The sequence below is a fragment of the Bordetella genomosp. 10 genome (assembly GCF_002261225.1).
Taxonomy (GTDB): Bacteria; Pseudomonadota; Gammaproteobacteria; order Burkholderiales; family Burkholderiaceae_B; genus Bordetella_C.
Genome location: NZ_NEVM01000001.1, coordinates 1,900,821 through 1,921,800, shown reverse-complemented (window position 1 = coordinate 1,921,800; position 20,980 = coordinate 1,900,821). Strand labels below are relative to the sequence as shown.

Genomic DNA, 20,980 nt, shown 5'->3' with positions numbered 1-20,980 from the left:
CTCGCGCACTATCCATGGATGATGATTCCCATCACATCCGCGCAACGCGCAGGGCAGAACGTAGCTCCCGATGCCGCACGGCCAAGGCCGCTTGCCGCATCCGGGGAAACGTCTTCCGCCTTGGAGCGATCGAGCGAAAAAACGATACAAGGGAAAAGCATGCGGCAGGACAACGACAGTCAGGCGGGTCCCATGGCGGAGCTTTGGGTAAACCCGGATCTGCGCCCGGCGGCGGACGTGCTGGCCGAGGCCGACATCCGCCTTGCCGACATCGAGGACGCGCAGGCCCGCCTGGCTCGCTTCGCGCCCTTGCTCACGCGCCTGTTTCCCGAACTGCGCGCGGCCGACGGGCAGATCGAATCGGCGCTGCTGCCGGTGCCTGCGCAAAATGCCGGCCCCCTGCTGGCGCTGCCGCCAGCGCGGACGGACTGGGGCCGGCTGCTGGTGAAGGCGGACCACGACCTGCCGGTGGCGGGGTCGATCAAGGCACGCGGCGGCATCTACGAAGTCCTGGCCTACACCGAACGCCTGGCCTTGCAGCATGGATTGATTGCGCCCGGCGGCGATTACGCGGCGCTGGCCGACGCGCCCGCCCGGCGCGTCTTCGCGCGGCATACGGTGTCGGTCGGATCCACCGGCAACCTGGCCATGAGCATAGGCATCATGGCCGCCTCCCTCGGCTTTCGGGCCACGGTGCACATGTCGGCCGAAGCCAGGCAGTGGAAGAAGGACAAGCTGCGCGCGCACGGCGTGGACGTCATCGAACATGCCGGCGATTACGCGGCCGCCGTGCACACCGGCCGGCTGGCCGCCGAAAACGACCCCCAAGCGCATTTCGTCGACGACGAACGATCGCTGACGCTGTTCCTGGGCTATGGCGTGGCGGCGCTGCGCTTGCGCGAGCAACTGGCGGCACAAGGCATCGCGGTCGACGTCCGGCACCCTCTATTCGTTTATCTGCCCTGCGGGGTCGGCGGCGCGCCGGCCGGCATCGCCTTCGGACTGAAGCAGGTGTTCGGCGACGCGGCGCACTGCTGGTTCGTCGAGCCGACGGCCGCGGCCTGCTTCCTGACGCGCATGCGTCATCCGGACCGTCCCGGCATCAGCGTCTACGACGCCGGCATGGACAACGTCACCGAAGCCGACGGCCTGGCCGTGCCGGTGGCGTCCGAACTGGCCTATGCGCAGATGCGCCACCTGTTGTCCGGCGTCGCCACCGCCGCGGACGCCACCCTGTTCGCCGACCTCGCGGCCCTGCACGACATGCAGGGCTTGCAGGTCGAGCCCTCCGCCGCCGCCGCGCTGAGCGGTCCGCGCATGTTGTTGTCGCACGCCGTGGGCGAGGCCTACCTGCGCGAGCACGCGCCGGGCGACAGCCTCGCGCGCGCCACGCACATCGTCTGGAGCACCGGCGGCAGATTTGTTCCTCCGGAAGAATTCCAGGCATTCCTGGCGCGCGGCCGAGCCGCGGTTCCGGCGCGCGCCTGAGCAGGAAGGCGGCGCCTCGCGGCGCCGTTCCCGCAATCGCCGGTCCGTCCGGCGAGCGGGATTCATTTCAACGACAAGTCAAGGGAGCAAGACCATGGGCATCACGTTTTCGGCAAGACGCCTCTGTGCCGCGCTGGCATTCACCGGCGCGCTGGCCACGGGAGCGGCCACGCCGGCGGCCGCGGCGACGCAGATAACCGCGGTGATGCAATCGGACATCCGGGTGCTGGACCCGATCATCACCACGGCCTACATCACGCGCAATTTCGGCTACATGATCTTCGATACCCTGCTGGGCACCGACGTGCAGGGCAAGATACATCCGCAGATGCTGGAAAAGTGGGACGTTTCCGCCGATGGCAAGACCTACACCTTCACGCTGCGCCCGGGCCTGAAATGGCATGACGGCGCGCCCGTGACGGCGGCCGACTGCGTGATGTCGATCAAACGCTGGGCCGCGCAGGACAAGATGGGCCAGATCATGACGCAGCTCATGACCGACATGAAGCCCATCGACGCCGAACATTTCTCCATGAGCTTTTCCGCGCCCACCGACCTGGCGATCCGCGCGCTGGCCAAGACCAGCGGCGTGCCGCCGTTCATGATGCCGGAGCGCATCGCCAGGACGCCGCCCACCGAAGCCATCAAGGAATACATCGGCTCCGGCCCCTTCAAGATGGTTACCGCGGAATTCAAGCCGGGCGTGCAGATCGTCTTCGAGAAGAACCAGGACTACGTGCCCCGCGCCGAGCCGCCCAGCGGCACCGCCGGCGGCAAGGTGGTCAACGTAGACCGGGTCAAGTGGGTGACGATGCCCGACCCGATGACGGCGGTGAACGCCCTGGCCAGCGGCGAAATCGACTATATGGAGCAGGTGCCCTACGACATGCTGCCCCTGCTGGAGAACCAGCCCGACGTGAAGCTCGCCGTCCTGGATCCGACCGGCAACCAGACCGTCATGCGCATGAACTTCCTCAATCCGCCGTTCGACAATAAGCTCGTGCGCCAGGCCGCCATGTATGCGGTGGACCAGCAGGAAGTGTTGCAGGCCCTGGTGGGCAATCCCAAGTACTACCGCACCTGCCCCGCCATCTTCGGCTGCGGCATGCCCTTCGAAAGCGACGCCGGCGCCGACGTGACGGTAAAGGGCAACATCGAGAAGGCCAAGGCGCTGCTGAAGGAAGCGCACTACGATCCGAAGACGCAGCCCGTGGTCATCCTGCAGCCCACCGACCTGGGAACGGTCAAGGCCCAGCCCATCGTCATCGCGCAGGCGCTGCGCAAGGCCGGTTTCAACGTCAAGCTGGAAGCCATGGACTGGCAGACGCTGGTGTCGCGCCGCGCCTCCATGGCGCCGCTGGACAAGGGCGGCTGGAACATCTTCTCCACCAACAACGTGATGGCCGACGTCATCGATCCCCTGCGCGCCTTCGGCGTGGCGGCCAACGGCAAGGGCGCCTGGTTCGGCTGGCCGGACGTGCCCGCCATCGAGAAGCTGCGCATGCAGTTCGCGCTGTCGGGCAACCCGGACGAGCAACGCAAGCTGGCCGCCGAGATCCAGCAGTTGGTGATCGACGAGGGCGTGCTGCTGCCCATGGGCCAGTTCACCGTGCCCACCGGCTACCGCAGCACGCTGTCCCATCCGGTGAACGGGCCGATCTCGGTGTTCTGGGGCATTATCAAGTCCGCCAAATAACGCGCAAGGACCCGCCATGATTTCATTCATCATGCGGCGGCTGCTGGCGACGATTCCGGTGCTGGCGATGGTCGCGGTCATCGTGTTCGCGATGCTGCGGCTGACGCCGGGCGACCCGGCCGCGATCATCGCGGGCGATTCGGCGACGCCGGCGCAATTGGAGCAGATCCGCCATGCCATGGGACTGGACCAGCCCGTGTACCTGCAGTTGTTCCTGTGGCTGGGCCAACTGCTGCGCGGGGACCTGGGCGTATCGCTGCTGTCCGGCGCCTCGGTGACGTCCATGATCGCCGACCGCGCCGGCCCCTCCATCGCGCTGACCCTCTGCACCATCCTGGTGTCGGTGGCGATCGCCCTGCCCCTGGGCATCGTGGCGGCCTGGCGGCAAGGCAAGCTGCTGGACCGCGCGGTCATGGCGGGCTCCGTGCTGGGGTTCTCGGTGCCGGTCTTCGTCATCGGCTATGTGCTGATCCTGGTCTTCGCGGTCGATCTGCGCTGGCTGCCGATCCAGGGCTACCGCCCGCTGTCGGACGGGCTGCTGCCGTTCGCGCGCAGCCTGGCGCTGCCGACCCTGGCGCTCAGCACCGTCTATATCGCGCTGATCGCCCGCATCACCCGCACCAGCCTGATCGAGGTCATGGCGGAGGACTACATCCGCACCGCGCGGTCGAAGGGACTGCGCGAGGTGGGCGTGCTGCTGGGCCATGCCCTGCGCAACGCGTCCGTCCCCATCGTCACGGTGATCGGCATCGGCATCGCCATGCTGCTGGGCGGCGTCGTGGTGACGGAATCGGTCTTCAACTTCCCCGGCGTGGGACGGCTGGTCGTCGACGCGGTGCTCAGCCGCGACTACCCGGTCATCCAGGCCTTGATCCTGCTGTTCGCGCTGATCTACGTCTTGATCAATCTGGCGATCGACATCCTGTACACGGTGCTCGATCCCCGCATCCGCTACTGAGGACGCCATGACGCTATCCGCGACTTCCCCCGAGGCCGGCGCCGTCCCGGCCACGGCGCCGCCGACGCTGGCGCGCCGGCTGGTCAACGGCCGGCCCGCCGCGATCGCGGTCCTGATCCTGCTGTGCATGGCGCTGCTCGCCGTGCTGGCGCCCTGGCTGCACACCATGGATCCGATGCAGCTCGACCCCGCGCAACGCCTGAAAGGCATCTCCGCGGCCCACTGGCTGGGCACCGACGCCTATGGGCGCGACGTGTATTCCCGGGTGGTGTACGGCGCCCGCGTGTCGCTGGTCGTCGGCCTGGGCGCCGCGCTGGCCAGCGTGGCGCTGGGGCTGGCGATCGGCGTGCTGGCCGGCTACTTCCGCTGGATCGACGCGGTGGTCATGCGCATCATGGACGGCATGATGGCCATCCCGGGCGTGCTGCTGGCCATCGCCTTGATCGCGCTCTCCGGCGCTAGCCTGGCCACGGTGCTGGCGGCGATCACCATCCCCGAAATCCCGCGCGTCGTGCGCCTCGTGCGCGGCGTGATCCTGAGCGTGCGCCACGAGCCCTATGTCGAGGCCGCGCTGTCGCTGGGCACCCGGCCGGCCAAGCTGATGCTGCGTCACCTGGTGCCGAACACGCTGGCGCCGCTGGTGGTCCAGGGCACCTATGTGTTCGCCTCCGCGATGATCACCGAATCGATCCTGAGCTTCCTGGGCGCGGGCGTGCCGCCGGAGGTGGCGTCGTGGGGCAACATCATGGCCGACGGCCGTTCCTACTTCCAGCTCATTCCAGGGCTGGTGCTCTATCCCGGCGTGCTGCTGTCCCTGACCGTGCTGAGCGTCAACATCCTGGGCGACGCCATGCGCGACGCGCTCGATCCGCGCATGGCGCGCCGCATGTGAACGCCGTGGACGCCATGACAACCATTACCGCCATGACCGAGGAATAAGGATGGATCGCCCTCTCATACTCCAAATCCGCGACCTGACCGTGCGCCTGCGCGGCCCGCAGGGCGAGCCGGGGCGCGTCGTGGTGCAGGACGTCAGCGTCGACGTGCGCGCCGGAGAAACCGTCTGCATCGTCGGCGAATCGGGATCGGGCAAGTCCGTGACCTCGATGGCGGCCATGGGACTGCTCGACCGCGCCAGCCTGGCGCCGACGGCCGGCAGCATCGAGGTCGGCGGGGAGGACGTCCTGCGGGCCAGCCCCGCCCGCATGCGGGCGCTGCGCGCGTCGACGCTGTCGATGGTCTTCCAGGAACCCATGACCGCCCTCAATCCCGTGCAGCCGGTGGGCCGCCAGATAGACGAAGTGTTGCGGCTGCATACCCGCCTGGACCGGCGCCAACGGCGCGAGCGCGTCCTCGCCATGATGGCCTCGGTGCATCTGCCCGACATCGAGCGGGTCTATCGCTCCTATCCGCACCAGTTGTCGGGCGGACAGCGCCAGCGCATCGTGATCGCCATGGCCCTGATCCTCGATCCCAAGGTGCTGATCGCCGACGAGCCCACCACGGCGCTGGACGTGACCACGCAGAAGCAGATCCTGGCGCTGATCCGCGAGCTGCAGGCGCGCCACGGCACCGCCGTCGTCTTCATTACCCACGACTTCGGCGTGGTGGCCGAGATCGCCGACCGCATCGTGGTCATGAACGCCGGCCGCGTGGTCGAGACCGGCATGCGCGACGAGATCCTGGCGCGCCCCCGGGAGGAATACACGCGCATGCTGGTGTCCTCGGTGCCCAGCCTCATCCCCCAAGCCCGCGACGCCGTCGCCAGCGAAGCCATCCTGGCCGTGCGCGGATTGGGCAAGCGCTACGGCGGCCGCCGCCTGTTCAGCCGCGACGACACCGTGCAAGCCGCGCAGGACATCTCCTTCAGCCTGCGCCGCGGCGAAATCCTCGGCGTGGTGGGCGAGTCCGGCTCAGGCAAGTCCACGGTGGCGCGCTGCGTGGCGCAGTTGATCGCGCCCTCCTCGGGCGAGATCCAACTGCATGGACAGGACCTGGCGGGACTGGACGGCCGCGCCCTGTCGGCCATGCGCAAGCGCATACAGATCGTGTTCCAGGACCCCTATCGCAGCCTCAACCCGCGCCGCCGGGTGGGCGACTCCATCATCGAGGGCCTGGTCAACTACGGCATGCCGCGCGCGGCCGCGCTGGCCAAGGCGGCGGAAGCGCTGCGGCTGGTGGGCCTGCAGGCGGACGCCTTGCAGCGCTATCCCCACCAGTTCTCCGGCGGGCAGCGCCAGCGCATCTGCATCGCCCGCGCGCTGGTGATGGAACCCGACGTGCTGATCGCCGACGAAGCCGTTTCGGCGCTCGACGTCTCCGTGCAGGCGCAAGTGCTGGCCTTGCTGGAGACGGTGCGGCGCAAGGTCGGCGTCGGCGTGCTGTTCATCACCCATGACCTGCGCGTCGCCGCGCAGATCTGCGACACGCTGGTGGTGATGCAGCATGGCCGCGTCGTCGAGGCCGGCGCGGCGCGCGACGTGCTCAGCCAGCCGTCGAACGACTACACCCGGGCGCTGATCGACGCGGCCCCGGGCAGGCATTGGGACTTCCAGCATTTCCAGCCGGTTGCGCAGGCCGCGTAGGCGGCCTGCCCGACCCGTATCGTTTCCACGCAACTATCGTTTCCACGCAACGCAACCCTAGCGGAGAAAGTGAACATGACGCGCATCGCGTATGGCGGTTTCCAGCATGAGACGAACACCTTCGCGCCCGACAAGGCCGGTTATGAAGATTTCGTGGTCGGCGGCGGACGTCCCAGCCTGGCCTCGGGCGAGGCGCTGTGGCCCGCGATCGCCGGCGCCAACCTGCCGGCCGCCGGCTTCGCGCAGGCCGCCATGGACGGCGGCGACACCCTGGCGCCGACCACCTGGGCGGCGGCCAGCCCCTCCGCCCATGTCACCGACGGCGCGTTCGAGCGCATCGCCGCCCTGATCGTCGCCGGCATCGCCAATGCCATGCCCGTGGACGCGGTCTACCTGGACCTGCACGGCGCGATGGTCACGGAAAGCTTCGACGACGGCGAAGGCGAACTGCTGCGCCGCGTCCGCGCCTGTGTCGGGCCGGACATTCCCATCGTCGCCTCGCTGGACCTGCACGCCAACGTCACGCGGCAGATGCTGGACATGGCGGACGGGCTGATCGCATACCGCACCTATCCCCACGTGGACATGGCGGAGACCGGCCGCCGCGCCCATGCCTTTCTGCGCCAGCGGCTGGCGCACGGCAAGCGCTTCTTCCAGGCCGACCGCACCTTCGACTTCCTGACGCCGATCTGCTGGCAGTGCACGGACATCGAACCGGCGCGCGGCCTGTATCGGCGGGTGGCCGAACTGGAAACGGGGGCGGTGCATGTTTCCTACGTGGAGGGTTTTCCCGCCGCGGACTTTCCCGAGTGCGGCCAGCGCGTCTGGGCCTACGCGCAGACGCAGCAGGCGGCCGACGCCGCGGCCGGCGCCCTGGCCGATGCCGTGAACCAGGCCGAGCCGCTGTTCGCCGGCAAGCTGTACGACCCCGACGAGGCGGTGCGGTACGCGATGCGCGCCGCCGAATCGGCCGGCAAGCCCATCGTGATCGCCGACGCGCAGGACAATCCCGGCGCGGGCAGCAACTCGGACACCACGGGCATGCTGCGCGCGCTGTTGCGCAACGGCGCGAAACGCGCCGCCATCGGCCTGATCGTCGACCCCGGGACGGCGCGGCGCGTCCGGGAAGCCGGCGCCGGCGCGCGGGTGCGCTTGTCGCTGGGCGGCCATGCCGGCCTGCCCGACGACAGTCCGCTCGAAGAGGAATTCCTGGTCGAATCGGTCTCCGACGGCAAATTCGACGCCACCGGTCCGTTCTACGGCGGCATCAGGTTCGACCTGGGACCGTCCGCCTGCCTGCGCATCGGGGACGTCCGCATCGTGGTGGCCAGCAACAAGGCGCAGATGGCGGACCAGGCCATGTTCCGCTACGTCGGCATCGAGCCGACCGAACAGGCGATCCTGGTGGTGAAGAGCGCCGTGCATTTCCGCGCCGACTTCACGCCGATCGCGCAGGAAATCATCGTGGCGACCGCGCCCGGCTCCATGCCCATGGCGGTGGAGGCCCTGCCGTGGAAACACCTGCCCGCCGGCATGCGGCTGGGTCCGAACGGACCGCGGGCCGGCGAGCGCATGCGATAGGACTCCGGCTTCTCGTCGAGTCGTGCGCCGCCCCTCTGTTGTAAGAGGGGAGCGGCTCCTCTAAACTCGCTGAAGCATGAAAATCGACCTGTCCGCCCTGCAGATGCTGGTCGCCGCCATCGAGGAGCGCAGTCTCTCCAAGGCCGGCGAGCGCGAAAACCTCGTCACCTCCGCCGCCAGCAAACGCATCGCCGAACTGGAACGCCAGGTGGGCACCGCCCTGCTCCTGCGCCACAACCGCGGCGTCGAGCCGACGCCCGCAGGCGCCGCGCTCTATCACAAGGCCCGCGCCATTCTTCAGAGCGTCCGCACGCTGGAGGACATGTGCGAGGAGTTCTCGCCGGACGGCATCCCCAAGATCCGCCTGGCCGCCAACCGCTCGGCCATCATCGAATTCCTGCCCATCGACATCGCCCACTTCCAGCGCCAGGTTCCGCGCTCCCGCGTCGACCTGGTGGAGGCCTATAGCGGCGACATCCCGCGCATGGTGTCGGACCAGGAAGTCGACCTCGGCATCTACCACGCCAGCGGGCCGGCGCCGGGCGTTCTTTCCCTGCCCTATCGCAACGACCGCGTCGTCCTCGTCCTGCCGCAGGGCCATCCCCTGGCGCGGGCCGCCGCCCTGCACCTGGACGAGGCGCGGGCCTACGACTTCCTCGGCTACTTCCCGCGCCATTCCTTCGAGGCCTTCATGGAGCTGGCCGGCCCCACGCTGAGCGGTCCCTTGAACGTGAAGATCCAGGTCGCCAACTACGAAGCCCGCTGCCGCATGGTGCGCGAGGGCCTGGGCATCGCCATCATGCCCGAGCCCATCGCGGATACCTACCTGAGCCTGCTCGGCCTGGTGAAGATCGCCCTGAAGGACGACTGGGCGGCGCGCCAGTTCTACCTGTGCGCGCGCGACCGCCAGCAACTGCGGCCGGCCGCGGGCGATCTCTTCGAATTCCTGGCCACCGCGCATGGCGCCGGCCAGGAGCATCCCCGCGGCTGAAAATCAGCCGCTGAAACCGTACAGCCGCGCCGGATTGTCCACCAGCACCTGCCGCCGCGCATTCTCGTCCGCCAGCCATTCCCCCAGCAGGTTCAGCAGCGCGCCGTCGTCGGGCACCTTCGCCGCTTCGTAGTAATTGATGTGCGGCCAATCGGTGCCCCAGACCACCTGTCGCGGATTCGCGCGCAGCAAGGCTTGCGCGAAGGGCGTGATGTCCGCATAGGGCGGCCCGCTGGCCGTGTTGCGGTCGGCGCCGGAAATCTTGGCCCAGGCCCGGCCGGCGCGCAGCAGTTCGCACAGGTAGCGGAACCCCGTATCCTCCACGCCGCGCGCGGTGTTCATGCGTCCCATGTGATCGACCACCAGATCGATGCCTGGCTTGAGCAGCGTCGAGGACAGCTCCGGCAAGTCCGGCGCGTGCACCCAGATCTGCGCATGCCAGCCGCGTTCCTTCAGGCGCGGCGCCAGCGCCTCGAAATCGGCCAGGCCCACGCCGTTGCGATAGACCGCCTTGCCTTCGTGCTTGTACAGGTTGAAGCGCGCGCCGCGCACGCCGGCCTCGGTCAGGGCGTCCAGCTCGGCATCGCCGATGCCGGCGCGCACCACCGCCACCGCCCGCAGGCGATCCGGATAGGCGCGCAGCGCCGCCACCACGTTGCGATTGTCATCCCCCTGGGCGCTGGCGGTCACCAGCACGCCGCGCGACAGGCCCAGCCTGTCCAGGTGCTGGATGAAGCGCTCGGCGCCGTTTTCCGGCGGCGTGTAGCTGCGGTCCTCGTCCAGGGGGAATTCCGCATAGGGGCCGAAAACGTGGGCATGGCAATCGCATGCGCCGGCCGGCGCGGCAAAGCTCGGCGGCGTGACATCGGCGTGGGGAGGCAAACAGGCACGGGTCATCGTGGTACTCACGGGAAGGGGATTCGGTCGATGGAATCGATCCGCTCGCGCGCGGGCGGGCGCGGAGCGGATCGGCGCGGGCATTGCCGCCGCGCGATGGACAAGCCCGGGAGCCGGGCTCGGCAGGCCAGGCGCGGCGGATCAGGTGCGGTAGGACGGATCCAGGCGATCCATCAGGCGCAGCAGGGCCGGCCATTCCATCTGGCCGTAGGGACGGCGGGTGCCCGGCTGGTACTGCTTGTAGGTGGCCTCCTGCACTTCCTTGGAGACGTAGCGCAGCGGGGCGTTGCAGGCCATGGCGGCCAGTTGCGCGCGGCAGGACAGCTCCAGCCGGTGCATCCAGTTGAAGGCCTCGCCGATGGTGCGGCCCACGGTCAGCAGGCCGTGGTTGCGCAGGATCAGCGCCTCGTTCTGGCCGAGATCGCGGCACAGCGATTCCTTCTCGCTGAGGTCCAGCACCACGCCTTCGTAATCGTGATAGCCGATCTTCAGAAAGCGCATCGCCGTCTGGTTCAGCGGCAGCAGGCCGCAGTCCAGCGAAGACACCGCCATGCCGGGCCAGCTATGCGTGTGGATGACGCAATCGACTTCGGGACGCGCCTCGTGGATGGCGCTGTGGATGACGAAGCCGGCGCGATTGACGCCGTACGACAGGTGCGGACCGAAGTCGGGCTTGCTGAGGATATTGCCCTCGTGATCGATCTTCAGCAGGCTGGAGGCGGTGATTTCCTCGTACAGCAAGCCATAGGCGTTGATGAGGAAGGAGCCGTCCTCCCCCGGCACGCGCAGCGAAATGTGGTTGGCCACCATGTCCGACATCCCATAGTGCGCCACCAGGCGATAACAGGCGGCCAGGTCGACGCGGGCTTCCCACTCCGCCTCGGAGACCTTGTCCTGCATTGAGGAAATTTTCAGTTCATGCTTCATCATGGCGAATCTCCGGATAGCGAAAACACGGCGCCGCGCTTCGGCGGCCGACTCGAACAGCTTACCCAGCCGGCCGCCGCCCGGCATTGAATTTTCGAGAAAGCGGCGTTTCCCCCGTTTCGATGGTGCGCTGCAACGTCTACTCGTCAACCGGCCGCCAACGGCATCCGCTTGCACCACCGGGCAAAACGGATCACACCCCCATCTGGCTCGCGAAATCCCCGATGTCCGAGGCGATCCGGTCCCATGTTTCCTCCGCCCGCAAGTCCTTGGACTGGTTGGGGCCGTATTCGGTGGGCCGGTGGATGTAGCCCGTGCGCAGGCCGTTCGCGCGCGCATGGCGCAGGTCGTTGTTGTGCGCCGCCACCACCATCACCTGCGAGGTCGGCAGGCCGAGGAAGCGGGCCACGCCCTGGTACATCTCGGGGTCCGGCTTGTAATGCTGGACGATGTCGGAGGAAAACACGCAATCCCACGGCAGGCCGCCGTGCTTGGCCATGTTCACCAGGCAGGGCACGCTGCCGTTGGAAAAGGTCGAGATGATGTACTTGCTCTTCAGCCGCCGCAGGCCGGCGACGCTGTCGGGCCAGGGGTCCAGGCGATGCCAGACGCGGTTCAGGTGGTCTTTCTCCGCTTCCGTCAGCCCCTGCACCTGGAATTGATCGAGCAGGACCTCCAGGCGTTCGCGATGCAACACGTCCACGCTGGTCCAGGGGCGCTTGCCCTGGCGCACGGTATCCATGCCTGGCGCGTATCCTGCCCGCCAGGCGTCGGCCATGGCCACCCAGTCGGCGTCCAGGCCCTTGCGCCGGCCCAGGTCGCGCAACTCGTGGATGACGCTGTCGCGCCAGTTCACGACCGTGCCGAAGGTATCGAAAACCAGCGCCTTGACCGGCGCGCCGGCCGCGTCTTCGTTCTGCATGACTGTCTCCTCACAGGTAGAACCCAGCATACGGCCGCGCGGCCCACAAGAAACTGACCGGCGGGCCAGGGAGGCAGTCATCATACCGGGCCGCCGCCGCGCCCTCGCGGACCGCGACGGACGGACCCGGCGCGACGCGCGAGGCTAGTCCTGGTCCGGCTTGCCGCCCAGGCCGAGGTAGCTTTCCACCACGCGCGGATTGCCGGCCAGTTCGCGGGCCGGGCCGGCCAGCACCACTTCGCCGGTTTCCAGCACGTAGCCATGGTCGGCCACCTGCAAGGCGGCGCGGGCGTTCTGCTCCACCAGCAGGATGGCCACCCCGCCCTGCCGCAGGCGCGCGATGATGTGGAAGATTTCCCGCACGATGCGCGGCGCCAGGCCGAGGCTGGGTTCGTCCAGCATCAGCAGGCGCGGCCGCGCCATCAAGGCCCGGCCCACCGCCAGCATCTGGCGCTCGCCGCCGGACAGCGTGCCGGCCTGCTGCGTGCGCCGTTCGCGCAGGCGCGGAAACAGGTCGTAGACCTCGGCCAGGGTGTCGCGCCAGCCGGCCTCGCGCGCGCGGTAGCGGCGAAAGCCGCCCAGCAGCAGGTTGTCCTCGACGGACATGGTGGCGAACAGCTCGCGCTTTTCCGGCACCAGCGACATGCCGGCGCCGACCCGGCGCTCGACGGGCCAGGCCGACACGTCCTCGCCGCCGTAGCGCACGGCCCCCACGGCGCGGCCGGTGGCGGGCAAGGCGCCCATGATGGCGTTGAGCAGCGTCGACTTGCCGGCGCCGTTGGCGCCGATCACCGTGACGATGCTGCCCGCCGCCACCGACAGCGAGGTGGCGCCCAAGGCGGCCACCTTGCCGTAGCGCGCGGACAGGCCGTCGATGCGCAGCAATTCCGGGGCGCTCATCCCTGCCCTCCCTGCAGCGCCGCCGCCGGCGCGAGGTCCAGCTCGTCGTCCACGCCGCCCAGGTAGGCTTCCAGCACGGCCGGATTGGCGCGCACCTCGGCCGGCGGCCCTTCGGCCAGCTTGGTGCCGAAATCCATCACCACCAGGTGGTTGGTCAGCCGCATGACGAAATCCATGTCGTGTTCCACCAGCAGGATGCTCATGCCCTCGGCGCGCAATTGCTCCAGCACCTCGGCCAGCGCCTGCTTTTCCTTGTAGCGCAAGCCGGCGGCCGGCTCGTCCAGCAGCAGCAGCGTGGGATCGCCGGCCAGGGCGCGCGCGATTTCCAGGATGCGCTGCTGGCCCAGGGCCAGGTTGCCCGCCTGCTCGTAGAGATAGTCGCCCAGCCCCACCCGCTGCAATTGCGCCGCGGCCTCGTGCAGCAGCCGGGCCTCGCCGGCGCGGTCGGTGCGCAGGACGCCCGACCAGATGCCGCCGCCGGTACGCAGGTGCGCGCCCAGCGCCACGTTCTCCAGCACCGTCATGCCGGGCAGCAGTTGCACGTGCTGGAAGGTGCGGCCGACACCGCGCCGGGCGATCTCGCGCGCCGACAGGGTGTCCAGCCGCTCGCCCATGAAGCCGACCTTGCCGCCGGTGGGCCGCAGCACGCCGGTGATCAGGTTGAAGGTCGTGCTCTTGCCGGCCCCGTTCGGGCCGATCAGGCCGACGATCTCGCCGGCGCGCACCTTGAAGGAGATGTCGTTCACCGCCACCAGGCCGCCGAACGTCTTGCGGATGGCGTCCACTTCCAGCACCAGCGTGCCGGCCGGCGCTTTTTCGCGCTGGCCCAGCGGCGCCGCGGCCGGCGGCGGCGGGCGCCGGCGCGCGGGATCGCCCGGCATCAGGCGCGTCCAGGCGTTCGCCAGGATGGGCCAGACGCCGTCGCGGGCATATTGCAGCATCAGGATCAGCAGGACGCCGAAGACGATCAGCTCGAAATTGCCGGTGGCGTTCAGCAGGCGCGGCAGCCAGTTCTGGATCTGGTCCTTCAGCACCAGGATGATGCCCGAGCCCAGCACCGCGCCCCACACGTGCGCCGCGCCGCCCACCACCGCCATGAACAGGTATTCGATGCCGTAGTTCAGGCCGAAGGGACTGGGGCTGACGGCGCGCTGCATGTGCGCGTACAGCCAGCCCGACACGCAGGCCAGCAGCGCCGCGTAGACGAAGACGGCCACCTTGTAGCCGTTGGTGTTCACGCCCATCGACTCGGCCATGCCGGCGCCGCTGCGCAGGGCCCGGATGGCGCGCCCCGGCCGCGAATCGAGCAGGTTGCGCGTGCCCCAGACGGCCAGCAGCGCCAGCCCCCAGATCAGGTAGTACATATGCCGTCCGCTGGACAGCGACAGCCCCAGGAAATCCAGCGCCGGCACGCCGGCGATGCCGTCGTAGCGCCCCAGCACGTCGACGTTGCCGTAGAGATAGAACAGGGCGAGGCACCAGGCGATGGTGCCCAGGGGCAGATAGTGGCCGGACAGCCGCAGCGTGATGGCGCCCAGCACGTAGGCGATCAGCGCCGTCGCCAGCAGGGCCGCCGGCAGGGTCAGCCAGGGCGACCAGGCCATGGCGGTGCTGAGCCAGGCGGTGGCATAGGCGCCGATGCCGACGAAGGCGGCCTGGCCGAACGAGGTCAGGCCGGCCACGCCGGTCAGCAGCACCAGGCCCAGCACGACCAGGCTGGCCAGGCCGATGTAGTTGAGCTGGGTGATCCAGAACTCCGGCGTCGCGGGCAGCAAGGGCAGCGCGGCCAGGACCAGCAGGACGACGATCAGGGGCAAGCGGTTTTTCATGAGAGGGACCGGCTCACTCTTCGTCGTGCGCGGGCCCGGCGCGCAGCGACAGCCAGAGCAGCACCGGGATGATCAGCGTGAACACGATGACTTCCTTGTAGGCGCTCGCCCAGAAAGACGAAAAACTTTCCAGCAGGCCCACGAAGAGCGCGCCGGCGGCGGCGGCCGGATAGCTGGCCAGCGCGCCGATGATGGCGCCGACGAAGCCCTTCAGGCCGATCAGGAAACCGGTGTCGTAATAGATGGTGGTGACCGGCGCGATCAGGATGCCCGAGACCGCGCCCAGCAGGGCCGCCAGCGTGAAGGTCAGGCCGCCCGACATGTCGCTGCTGATGCCCACCAGCCGCGCGCCGCGCCGGTTCACGGCCGTCGCGCGCAGGGCGCGGCCGTACAGGGTCTTGCCGAAGAACAGCCACAGCGCGGCGATCAGCACCGCCGCGGTGCCGATGACGAACAGGCTCTGCGCCGACCAGGACGTCAGGCCCAGGTCCACCTGGCCGTCGATGAAGGCCGGCGTGCGCCAGCCCTCGGCGCCGAAGAACACCAGGCCCAGGCCGACCAGCACGAAATGCACCGCCACCGAGGTGATCAGCAGCACCAGCACGCTCGCCTCGGCCAGGGGGCGATAGACGATGCGATGGATCATGCCGCCCATGGGCACGATGAGCAGCAGGGTCAGCAGCATGTCCACCCACAGCGGCGTGTCCGGGCTCGCCAGCCGCCGCGTCGCCCAGAACAGGACCGCGGGCAGCGCGACGCAGGCCAGCAAGGCGCGCGGCAGCGCGCGCCACTGGCCGCCGCGCAAGGCGCGGACCAGTTCCTGCAGAAACACCAGCGCGCCCAGCAGGACCAGCAGGTGGACGGTGCCGGGAACCTTGCCGTCCACCAGCATGGCCAGGGTCAGCGCGCCGAAGGTCACGAACTCGCCCTGCGGAATGAAGATGACGCGGGTGACCGCGAACACCAGCACCAGCGCCATGCCCAGCAGGGCATAGATGGCGCCGTTGACCAGGCCATCCTGCAGCAGGATGAGCGCTATCGAGGAATCCATCAAAGCCCCGGTTGATACACCCACTTGCCGCCCTGCACCTTCACCATGACCCGGGCGCGCTGGTCGAAACCGGCGTGGTCCGTGGGACTCATGTTGAAGACGCCTTGCGAAACCGCCAGCTCCCTGACGTTTTCCAGCGCGTCGCGCAGCGCCTTGCGGAACGCCGGCGTGCCGGGCTGCGCGCCGGTCTTGAGGGCAACCGGCAGCGCGGCCACGACCAGTTGGCCGGCGTCCCACATATGGCCGCCGAAGGTGCTGACCGATCCCGCGCCGTGGACTTTCTCGTAGGCGTCGATATAGGCCTGGGCCGACTTCTTGACCGGATTGTCGTCCGGCAATTGCGCGGCCACCAGCAGCGGGCCCGCGGGCAGGATCATGCCTTCGCAGTCCTTGCCGCACACGCGCAGGAAATCGCCGTTGGCCACGCCGTGGGTCTGGTAGATGAGGCCGCCGTAGTTGCGGGCGCGCAGTTCCTTCTGCGGCAAGGCCGCCGGCGTGCCGGAGCCCGCGATCAGGATGGCGTCCGGCCGCGCGGCCATCAGCTTGAGGACCTGGCCGGTGACGCTGGTGTCGGTGCGGCCGTATTTTTCCGCGCCGACCAGCTTGATGCCTTTCGCCCCGGCCGCCTTCTTCGTCTCGTCCAGCCAGCTTTCGCCGTATGCGTCGGCGAAGCCGATGAAACCCAGCGTCCTGACCTTGGCCTTGACCATGGCGTCGGCCAGCGCCTCCGCCATCAGGGCATCGTTCTGCGGCGTCTTGAAGGCCCACTTGCGCTTGTCGTCGACGGGCTCGACGATCTTCGCGCTGGCCGCCACGCTGATCATGGGCGTGCCGGTTTCCGCGGCGACGTCGACCATGGCGATGGAGCCGGGCGTGGCGGAGCTGCCGATGACGACGTCGGCCTTGTCCTCGCTGACCAGCTTGCGCATGTTCTTGACCGCCTGCGTCAGGTCGGTGGCGTCGTCCAGGACGATCCACTCGATCTTCTGCCCCGCCACCTCCCTGGGCAGCAGGTCCACGGTATTGCGTTCGGGAATGCCCAGCGACGCCGCCGGGCCGGTGCTGGACACCGTCACGCCCACTTTCACCTGGGCCTGGGCGGCCCAGGGCAGGACCATGACCAGCGCGGCCAGCGTGGCCTGGCGCACATGCTTGATACGGATCATCTTCTATTGTCTCCGCCAGAGGGAAAGATCCGGCCGACACGGCCGCTCCCTGTAGCGCAATGCCAGGGAAAAGAACGCATTATAGGGATAAGGAAGGGCCCGGGAAGGCAGGCCCGGGCGCCCCGTTCAGCGGCCCTGCATGGGCCAGACGCGCTGGACGCGGTAAGCCACCAGCGCGCCCACCCCCGCCTTGGCGACGTCGACCGGCACGAAGGGCAACATGCCCAGCATCGCCTTGCCGTTGTCGATGCCGGTCACCGCCGCCAGCCACGGCGTGCCGATGGCATAGACGACGGCCACGCAGGCCAGGGCCGCCAGGAAATTGCCGACCACGCTCACGAAGGGGTTGTCGGCGGTCGGCGCCATCAGCCGCGCCAGCCCGCCGCAGACCGCCGCGCCGACCAGCATGCCGACCAGGAAGCCGCCGGTCGGGCCGTAAAACACCCCCAGGCCGCCGCGCCCGCCCGGCAGGACCGGCAGGCCGATGGCCGCCAGCACCAGATAGAGCAGCACGGCCAGCGCGCCGCGCACCGGCCCCAGCATGCAGCCGGCCAGCACCACGCCCAGCAATTGCAGCGTCACGGGGACCGGCACGCCGGGCATCGGAATCGGCGGCACCAGGCTGAGCACGACCAGCAGGGCCGCGAACAGGGCGACGGATACGGTATTACGGGTGCGCATAGGAAACTCCCCTTCCCTCTGAATGAATAAGATAAGAACCGCGTGGCGGCGTGGGGCCATCGCGCCGGCCCGCAAGTCCGAAGCGCGATGCGCGCGGTCCATGCGGGCAGCCTCGGGACACGGCCCTAGCCATCGCGCGCGTCGATCGCGTCGGCCACCTCGTCGGCGCGCTTGAGCGTGCGCACCAGCAAGGGCACCACCACCGCCAGCGGATGGCTGCCCAGGCCGCGCGCCGCCTGGGCCTCGCGGATCTCCTGGTAATTGCGCCAGATCTCGGGCACGAAGCGCAAGGCCAGCGCCAGCGCCAGCGCGGCGCGGCCGGCATCGACCAGGCCCAGTTTCTCCAGCGGCCGCAAGACCCGCTCGCACACCTCGACGAGGGCGGCCGTGCGGGTGCTCATCGTCACGGCCAGCGCCAGGGCGACCAGCGCGGCCACGCGCAGCGCCATTTCGGCGGCCGCCGCGGCGCCGTTGAAATAAAACGTGAAAGCGGCCAGCACCGCCAGGATCAGCAGCATGCCGCGCGCATGGCGCCATACCACCGCCGGCCGCGCGCCGGTCGACGCCAGGATCAGCGCGGCCAGCGCGAATGCCACGGCCAGCGCGTCCAGGCGATGCACCAGGAACAGGACGGAGCCGGCCAGCGCCAGCCCGCCCAGCTTGAGCCAGGCCGGCAGGCGATGCAGCGGGCCGTTCCCGTCCTGGTAAAGCGGCTCCATCATCCGCAATGCTCCCGATACCAGCGCAGCGCCGGCGCCGGCGTGTCGTCGACCGCGATCCGCCCGTCGACGACGACCAGCACGCGGTCGAAGTCGGCCAGCAGGTCGAGGTCGTGGCTGACCACCACCGCCTGCCGGTCCAGCGCCGCGATGGCGTCGCGCACCCGGTTGCGATTGCGCAGGTCCAACTGGGTGGTCGGCTCGTCGAACACCACCAGCTCGGGCTGCGTCACCAGCACCGCGGCCAGCGCGGCCAGTTGCCGCTCCCCGCCCGACAGCAGGTGGCTGGCGCGATCGGCCAGGTGGCCGATGCCCAGGGCATCCAACTGGGCGGCGATGCGGGCGCGCCGCTCGTTCCTGTCCGGCACCCGGCGCTTCAGGCCGAAGGCCATGTCCTCGCTGACGATGGGAAAGACGATCTGGTTTTCCGGGTTCTGGAACACGAAGCCGACGCGCCGGCGCACCGCCCGGACGTCCTCGCGCGTATCGACGCCGCCCACGCGCACCCGTCCCTCGCTGGGCAGGACCAGACCGTTGAGCAGGCGCGCGAAAGTGCTCTTGCCCGCCCCGTTGGGGCCGACCACGGCAATGCGCGACTCCGCCAAGGTCAGGTCCAGGCCATGCAGGACCGTGGCGCTGGCGTTCTTGACGACGGCGTGTTCAAACTCGATTAACATGGGGCGCGATTATGCACTTTGCGCGAACCTTTTGCGCCGTTTCGGCGTCCAAAGGTACTCGACCGCCGATTTCGCCGCCCAGGCGGCGGCGCGCTACACTCGCGGCCGGAACGCACCGGCCCGAAACGGGGACAAAGAGGTCCCGCGCCGGCGCGCCCATGACTCCCCTTTTTTGCCGAACGCCGAGCCCGGCCGCATGAAAAAATTCCTGTTCGATTTCTTCCCTTTACTCCTTTTTTTCATTGCCTATTATTTCGCGGGCATCTACGTCGCCACGGGCGTCTCCATCGCCGCCTCGATCGGCCAGATCGTCTGGCTGCGGATGCGCGGCCATCGCATCGAAGGCATGCACTGGGTCAACCTGGTGGTCATCGTCGTTTTCGGCGGCGCCACCCTGATCCTGCACAACGACGCCTTCATCAAATGGAAGCCCACGGTGCTTTACTGGCTGTTCGGCCTTACCTTGCTGGCCGGGCGTTTTATTTTCGGGCGCAATCTGGTGCGGCGCATGCTGGATAAACAGATCCAGTTACCCGTCCCCATATGGGACCGCCTCAATCTCGCCTGGGGCATATTCTTTTTGCTGGCCGGCGCGCTCAATCTCTACGTGGCGTTTTCCGGCCATTTCACGGAAGCGCAGTGGGTGTCGTTCAAGGCCTTCGGCCTGACCGTGCTGATGCTGGCCTTCGTGGTGGCGCAATCGCTCTGGCTGGGCCGTTATATCCAGCCGCCGGAGCCCGGCGAGGACGCGCCCTCGGAGAAAAACTGAATGGAAAAAAATAAAACCCCCGTCCATTTCGACGAGCTCGCCGAGATTATCCGCGGCCGCCTGAGTGAACTCGATCCCGTCACGCTGGACATAATCGACGACTCGCACCTGCATGCCGGCCACGCCGGCGCGCACGGCGGCGCATCACATCTCACGGTACGCATTGTCACCTCCCGTTTCCACGGACTCTCCCCGGTTGCGCGGCATCGGCTGGTGTATGATCGGCTGCAAGATTTAATCCCCCATCCCATCCATGCGCTGGCGCTGGATACCAGGATTCCCTGAATCTCATCCCTGAACTCATCCCCTGAACTTACCCTCAGAAGGCTAAAGGACTTACATGAAACGCATCATCCTGTTGGCAGCGGCCTGCGCGATCGCTGTTCCCGCTTTTGCCCAGAATGTGGCGACCGTCAACGGCAAGGCCATTTCGCAAAAGAGCGTGGATCAATTCGTCAAGCTGCTGGTCAGCCAGGGCGCCACCGACTCGCCGCAACTGCGCGAGCAGGTCAAACAGGAAATGATCAACCGCCAGGTTTTCGTCCAGGCCGCCGAAAAGGCCGGCATCGCCAAGCAGGATGACGTCCAGACCGAACTCGAACTGGCCCGCCAGGGCATCCTGGTGCGCGCCCTGATGGCCGACTACCTGCAAAAGCACAAGGTCACCGACCAGCAGGTCCAGACCGAATACAACAAGGTCAAGCAGGAACAGGCCGGCAAGCTGGAATACAAGGTGCGCCACATCCTGGTCGCCGACGAGAAGACCGCCAACGACCTGCTCGCGCAGATCAAGGGCAACAAGGCCAAGTTCGAAGACCTGGCCAAGAAGAACTCGAAGGACCCCGGCAGCGCCGACAAGGGCGGCGAGCTGGGCTGGGCCCCCGCCACCAACTACGTGCCGCCGTTCGCGCAGGCCGTGACCGCGCTGAAGAAGGGCGACATCGCCGACAAGCCGGTGCAGACGCAATACGGCTGGCACATCATCCAGGTCGAGGACACCCGCCCGGTCGAGTTCCCGCCGCTGGACCAGGTTCGCCCGCAACTGGAAGAAATGCTGCGCCAGCAAACCCTGGCCGACTACCAGAAATCGCTGCGCGACCAGGCCAAGATCCAGTAATACCGCCTGACCGTCGAATAAAAAAC

At 68.3% G+C, this 20,980-nt stretch carries 20 protein-coding genes; 10 read left to right on the top strand and 10 right to left on the bottom strand.

The window, feature by feature from the left end:
* The first annotated feature begins 192 nt into the window (after nucleotides 1-192).
* The 7 genes from CAL29_RS08400 to CAL29_RS08370 all read left to right on the top strand — a co-directional run bounded on the left by CAL29_RS08400 (nucleotide 193) and on the right by CAL29_RS08370 (nucleotide 9,299).
* A complete protein-coding gene (locus tag CAL29_RS08400) occupies nucleotides 193-1,488 on the top strand; it encodes a D-serine ammonia-lyase (protein WP_256977262.1) in 1,296 nt (431 codons plus the stop codon).
* A 94-nt stretch (nucleotides 1,489-1,582) separates the two neighbouring features.
* Nucleotides 1,583-3,184, top strand: coding sequence for an ABC transporter substrate-binding protein (locus CAL29_RS08395; RefSeq protein ID WP_094852423.1), 1,602 nt, complete (start codon nucleotides 1,583-1,585; stop codon nucleotides 3,182-3,184).
* Between the two features lie 16 nt (nucleotides 3,185-3,200).
* Nucleotides 3,201-4,142 (top strand): ABC transporter permease, encoded by a 942-nt coding sequence (locus tag CAL29_RS08390; protein WP_094852422.1) that lies wholly within the window; start codon nucleotides 3,201-3,203, stop codon nucleotides 4,140-4,142.
* Nucleotides 4,143-4,149: 7 nt separating this feature from the next.
* Nucleotides 4,150-5,034 (top strand): ABC transporter permease, encoded by an 885-nt coding sequence (locus CAL29_RS08385; protein ID WP_094852421.1) that lies wholly within the window; start codon nucleotides 4,150-4,152, stop codon nucleotides 5,032-5,034.
* A 49-nt stretch (nucleotides 5,035-5,083) separates the two neighbouring features.
* Nucleotides 5,084-6,727, top strand: a complete 1,644-nt coding sequence (locus tag CAL29_RS08380; protein WP_094852420.1) for a dipeptide ABC transporter ATP-binding protein — start codon at nucleotides 5,084-5,086, stop codon at nucleotides 6,725-6,727.
* A gap of 75 nt (nucleotides 6,728-6,802) precedes the next feature.
* A complete protein-coding gene (locus CAL29_RS08375) occupies nucleotides 6,803-8,308 on the top strand; it encodes a M81 family metallopeptidase (protein WP_094852419.1) in 1,506 nt (501 codons plus the stop codon).
* Between the two features lie 76 nt (nucleotides 8,309-8,384).
* Nucleotides 8,385-9,299, top strand: a complete 915-nt coding sequence (locus CAL29_RS08370) for a LysR family transcriptional regulator (protein ID WP_094852418.1) — start codon at nucleotides 8,385-8,387, stop codon at nucleotides 9,297-9,299.
* 3 nt (nucleotides 9,300-9,302) lie between these two features.
* On the opposite strand, the gene CAL29_RS08365 is transcribed toward CAL29_RS08370, so the two are convergent.
* The 10 genes from CAL29_RS08365 to CAL29_RS08320 all read right to left on the bottom strand — a co-directional run bounded on the left by CAL29_RS08365 (nucleotide 9,303) and on the right by CAL29_RS08320 (nucleotide 19,068).
* Complete coding sequence (locus CAL29_RS08365) at nucleotides 9,303-10,196, bottom strand: amidohydrolase family protein (RefSeq protein ID WP_094852417.1); 894 nt, start codon at nucleotides 10,194-10,196, stop codon at nucleotides 9,303-9,305.
* A gap of 141 nt (nucleotides 10,197-10,337) precedes the next feature.
* The gene (locus tag CAL29_RS08360) at nucleotides 10,338-11,126 is read right to left on the bottom strand and encodes a class II aldolase/adducin family protein (protein ID WP_094852803.1); all 789 of its coding nucleotides are present in this window, start codon (nucleotides 11,124-11,126) and stop codon (nucleotides 10,338-10,340) included.
* Between the two features lie 190 nt (nucleotides 11,127-11,316).
* Nucleotides 11,317-12,045, bottom strand: coding sequence for a haloacid dehalogenase type II (locus tag CAL29_RS08355; RefSeq protein WP_094852416.1), 729 nt, complete (start codon nucleotides 12,043-12,045; stop codon nucleotides 11,317-11,319).
* A gap of 144 nt (nucleotides 12,046-12,189) precedes the next feature.
* A complete protein-coding gene (locus CAL29_RS08350; RefSeq protein WP_094852415.1) occupies nucleotides 12,190-12,945 on the bottom strand; it encodes an ABC transporter ATP-binding protein in 756 nt (251 codons plus the stop codon).
* On the bottom strand, nucleotides 12,942-14,774 hold the full coding sequence (locus CAL29_RS08345; RefSeq protein WP_094852414.1) for a branched-chain amino acid ABC transporter ATP-binding protein/permease: 1,833 nt from the start codon (nucleotides 14,772-14,774) through the stop codon (nucleotides 12,942-12,944). Before CAL29_RS08345 ends, CAL29_RS08350 begins: the two co-directional genes overlap by 4 nt.
* 13 nt (nucleotides 14,775-14,787) lie before the next feature.
* Nucleotides 14,788-15,825 (bottom strand): branched-chain amino acid ABC transporter permease, encoded by a 1,038-nt coding sequence (locus tag CAL29_RS08340; protein WP_094852413.1) that lies wholly within the window; start codon nucleotides 15,823-15,825, stop codon nucleotides 14,788-14,790.
* The gene (locus tag CAL29_RS08335; RefSeq protein WP_094852412.1) at nucleotides 15,825-16,991 is read right to left on the bottom strand and encodes an ABC transporter substrate-binding protein; all 1,167 of its coding nucleotides are present in this window, start codon (nucleotides 16,989-16,991) and stop codon (nucleotides 15,825-15,827) included. Before CAL29_RS08335 ends, CAL29_RS08340 begins: the two co-directional genes overlap by 1 nt.
* Before the next feature lie 126 nt (nucleotides 16,992-17,117).
* Nucleotides 17,118-17,672 carry a biotin transporter BioY gene (locus tag CAL29_RS08330; protein WP_094852411.1) on the bottom strand — a complete coding sequence of 185 codons (555 nt, stop codon included), beginning with the start codon at nucleotides 17,670-17,672 and terminating at the stop codon, nucleotides 17,118-17,120.
* Between the two features lie 125 nt (nucleotides 17,673-17,797).
* Entirely contained in the window at nucleotides 17,798-18,394 is a 597-nt protein-coding gene (locus CAL29_RS08325; RefSeq protein ID WP_094852410.1) for an energy-coupling factor transporter transmembrane component T family protein, read from the bottom strand.
* Nucleotides 18,391-19,068 carry an energy-coupling factor ABC transporter ATP-binding protein gene (locus CAL29_RS08320; RefSeq protein WP_094852409.1) on the bottom strand — a complete coding sequence of 226 codons (678 nt, stop codon included), beginning with the start codon at nucleotides 19,066-19,068 and terminating at the stop codon, nucleotides 18,391-18,393. The genes CAL29_RS08325 and CAL29_RS08320 overlap by 4 nt, the downstream gene beginning before the upstream one ends.
* A gap of 196 nt (nucleotides 19,069-19,264) precedes the next feature.
* Between CAL29_RS08320 and CAL29_RS08315 the strand changes: the two genes are divergently transcribed.
* The 3 genes from CAL29_RS08315 to CAL29_RS08305 are packed head-to-tail and all read left to right on the top strand — an operon-like array spanning nucleotide 19,265 to nucleotide 20,954.
* The gene (locus CAL29_RS08315) at nucleotides 19,265-19,837 is read left to right on the top strand and encodes a septation protein A (protein WP_094852802.1); all 573 of its coding nucleotides are present in this window, start codon (nucleotides 19,265-19,267) and stop codon (nucleotides 19,835-19,837) included.
* Nucleotides 19,838-20,122 (top strand): BolA family protein, encoded by a 285-nt coding sequence (locus CAL29_RS08310; RefSeq protein WP_094852408.1) that lies wholly within the window; start codon nucleotides 19,838-19,840, stop codon nucleotides 20,120-20,122.
* Between the two features lie 55 nt (nucleotides 20,123-20,177).
* On the top strand, nucleotides 20,178-20,954 hold the full coding sequence (locus CAL29_RS08305; protein WP_094852407.1) for a peptidylprolyl isomerase: 777 nt from the start codon (nucleotides 20,178-20,180) through the stop codon (nucleotides 20,952-20,954).
* Nucleotides 20,955-20,980 lie beyond the last annotated feature (26 nt).

Coding starts and splice junctions, on each gene's coding strand:
- CAL29_RS08390 (WP_094852422.1), top strand. CDS start 3,201: ATGATTTCATTCATCATGCGGCGGCTGCTGGCGACGATTCCGGTGCTG.
- CAL29_RS08355 (WP_094852416.1), bottom strand. CDS start 12,045: ATGCAGAACGAAGACGCGGCCGGCGCGCCGGTCAAGGCGCTGGTTTTC.
- CAL29_RS08380 (WP_094852420.1), top strand. CDS start 5,084: ATGGATCGCCCTCTCATACTCCAAATCCGCGACCTGACCGTGCGCCTG.
- CAL29_RS08315 (WP_094852802.1), top strand. CDS start 19,265: ATGAAAAAATTCCTGTTCGATTTCTTCCCTTTACTCCTTTTTTTCATT.
- CAL29_RS08385 (WP_094852421.1), top strand. CDS start 4,150: ATGACGCTATCCGCGACTTCCCCCGAGGCCGGCGCCGTCCCGGCCACG.
- CAL29_RS08395 (WP_094852423.1), top strand. CDS start 1,583: ATGGGCATCACGTTTTCGGCAAGACGCCTCTGTGCCGCGCTGGCATTC.
- CAL29_RS08325 (WP_094852410.1), bottom strand. CDS start 18,394: ATGATGGAGCCGCTTTACCAGGACGGGAACGGCCCGCTGCATCGCCTG.
- CAL29_RS08305 (WP_094852407.1), top strand. CDS start 20,178: ATGAAACGCATCATCCTGTTGGCAGCGGCCTGCGCGATCGCTGTTCCC.
- CAL29_RS08330 (WP_094852411.1), bottom strand. CDS start 17,672: ATGCGCACCCGTAATACCGTATCCGTCGCCCTGTTCGCGGCCCTGCTG.
- CAL29_RS08320 (WP_094852409.1), bottom strand. CDS start 19,068: ATGTTAATCGAGTTTGAACACGCCGTCGTCAAGAACGCCAGCGCCACG.
- CAL29_RS08335 (WP_094852412.1), bottom strand. CDS start 16,991: ATGATCCGTATCAAGCATGTGCGCCAGGCCACGCTGGCCGCGCTGGTC.
- CAL29_RS08400 (WP_256977262.1), top strand. CDS start 193: ATGGCGGAGCTTTGGGTAAACCCGGATCTGCGCCCGGCGGCGGACGTG.
- CAL29_RS08365 (WP_094852417.1), bottom strand. CDS start 10,196: ATGACCCGTGCCTGTTTGCCTCCCCACGCCGATGTCACGCCGCCGAGC.
- CAL29_RS08340 (WP_094852413.1), bottom strand. CDS start 15,825: ATGGATTCCTCGATAGCGCTCATCCTGCTGCAGGATGGCCTGGTCAAC.
- CAL29_RS08350 (WP_094852415.1), bottom strand. CDS start 12,945: ATGAGCGCCCCGGAATTGCTGCGCATCGACGGCCTGTCCGCGCGCTAC.
- CAL29_RS08370 (WP_094852418.1), top strand. CDS start 8,385: ATGAAAATCGACCTGTCCGCCCTGCAGATGCTGGTCGCCGCCATCGAG.
- CAL29_RS08310 (WP_094852408.1), top strand. CDS start 19,838: ATGGAAAAAAATAAAACCCCCGTCCATTTCGACGAGCTCGCCGAGATT.
- CAL29_RS08360 (WP_094852803.1), bottom strand. CDS start 11,126: ATGATGAAGCATGAACTGAAAATTTCCTCAATGCAGGACAAGGTCTCC.
- CAL29_RS08345 (WP_094852414.1), bottom strand. CDS start 14,774: ATGAAAAACCGCTTGCCCCTGATCGTCGTCCTGCTGGTCCTGGCCGCG.
- CAL29_RS08375 (WP_094852419.1), top strand. CDS start 6,803: ATGACGCGCATCGCGTATGGCGGTTTCCAGCATGAGACGAACACCTTC.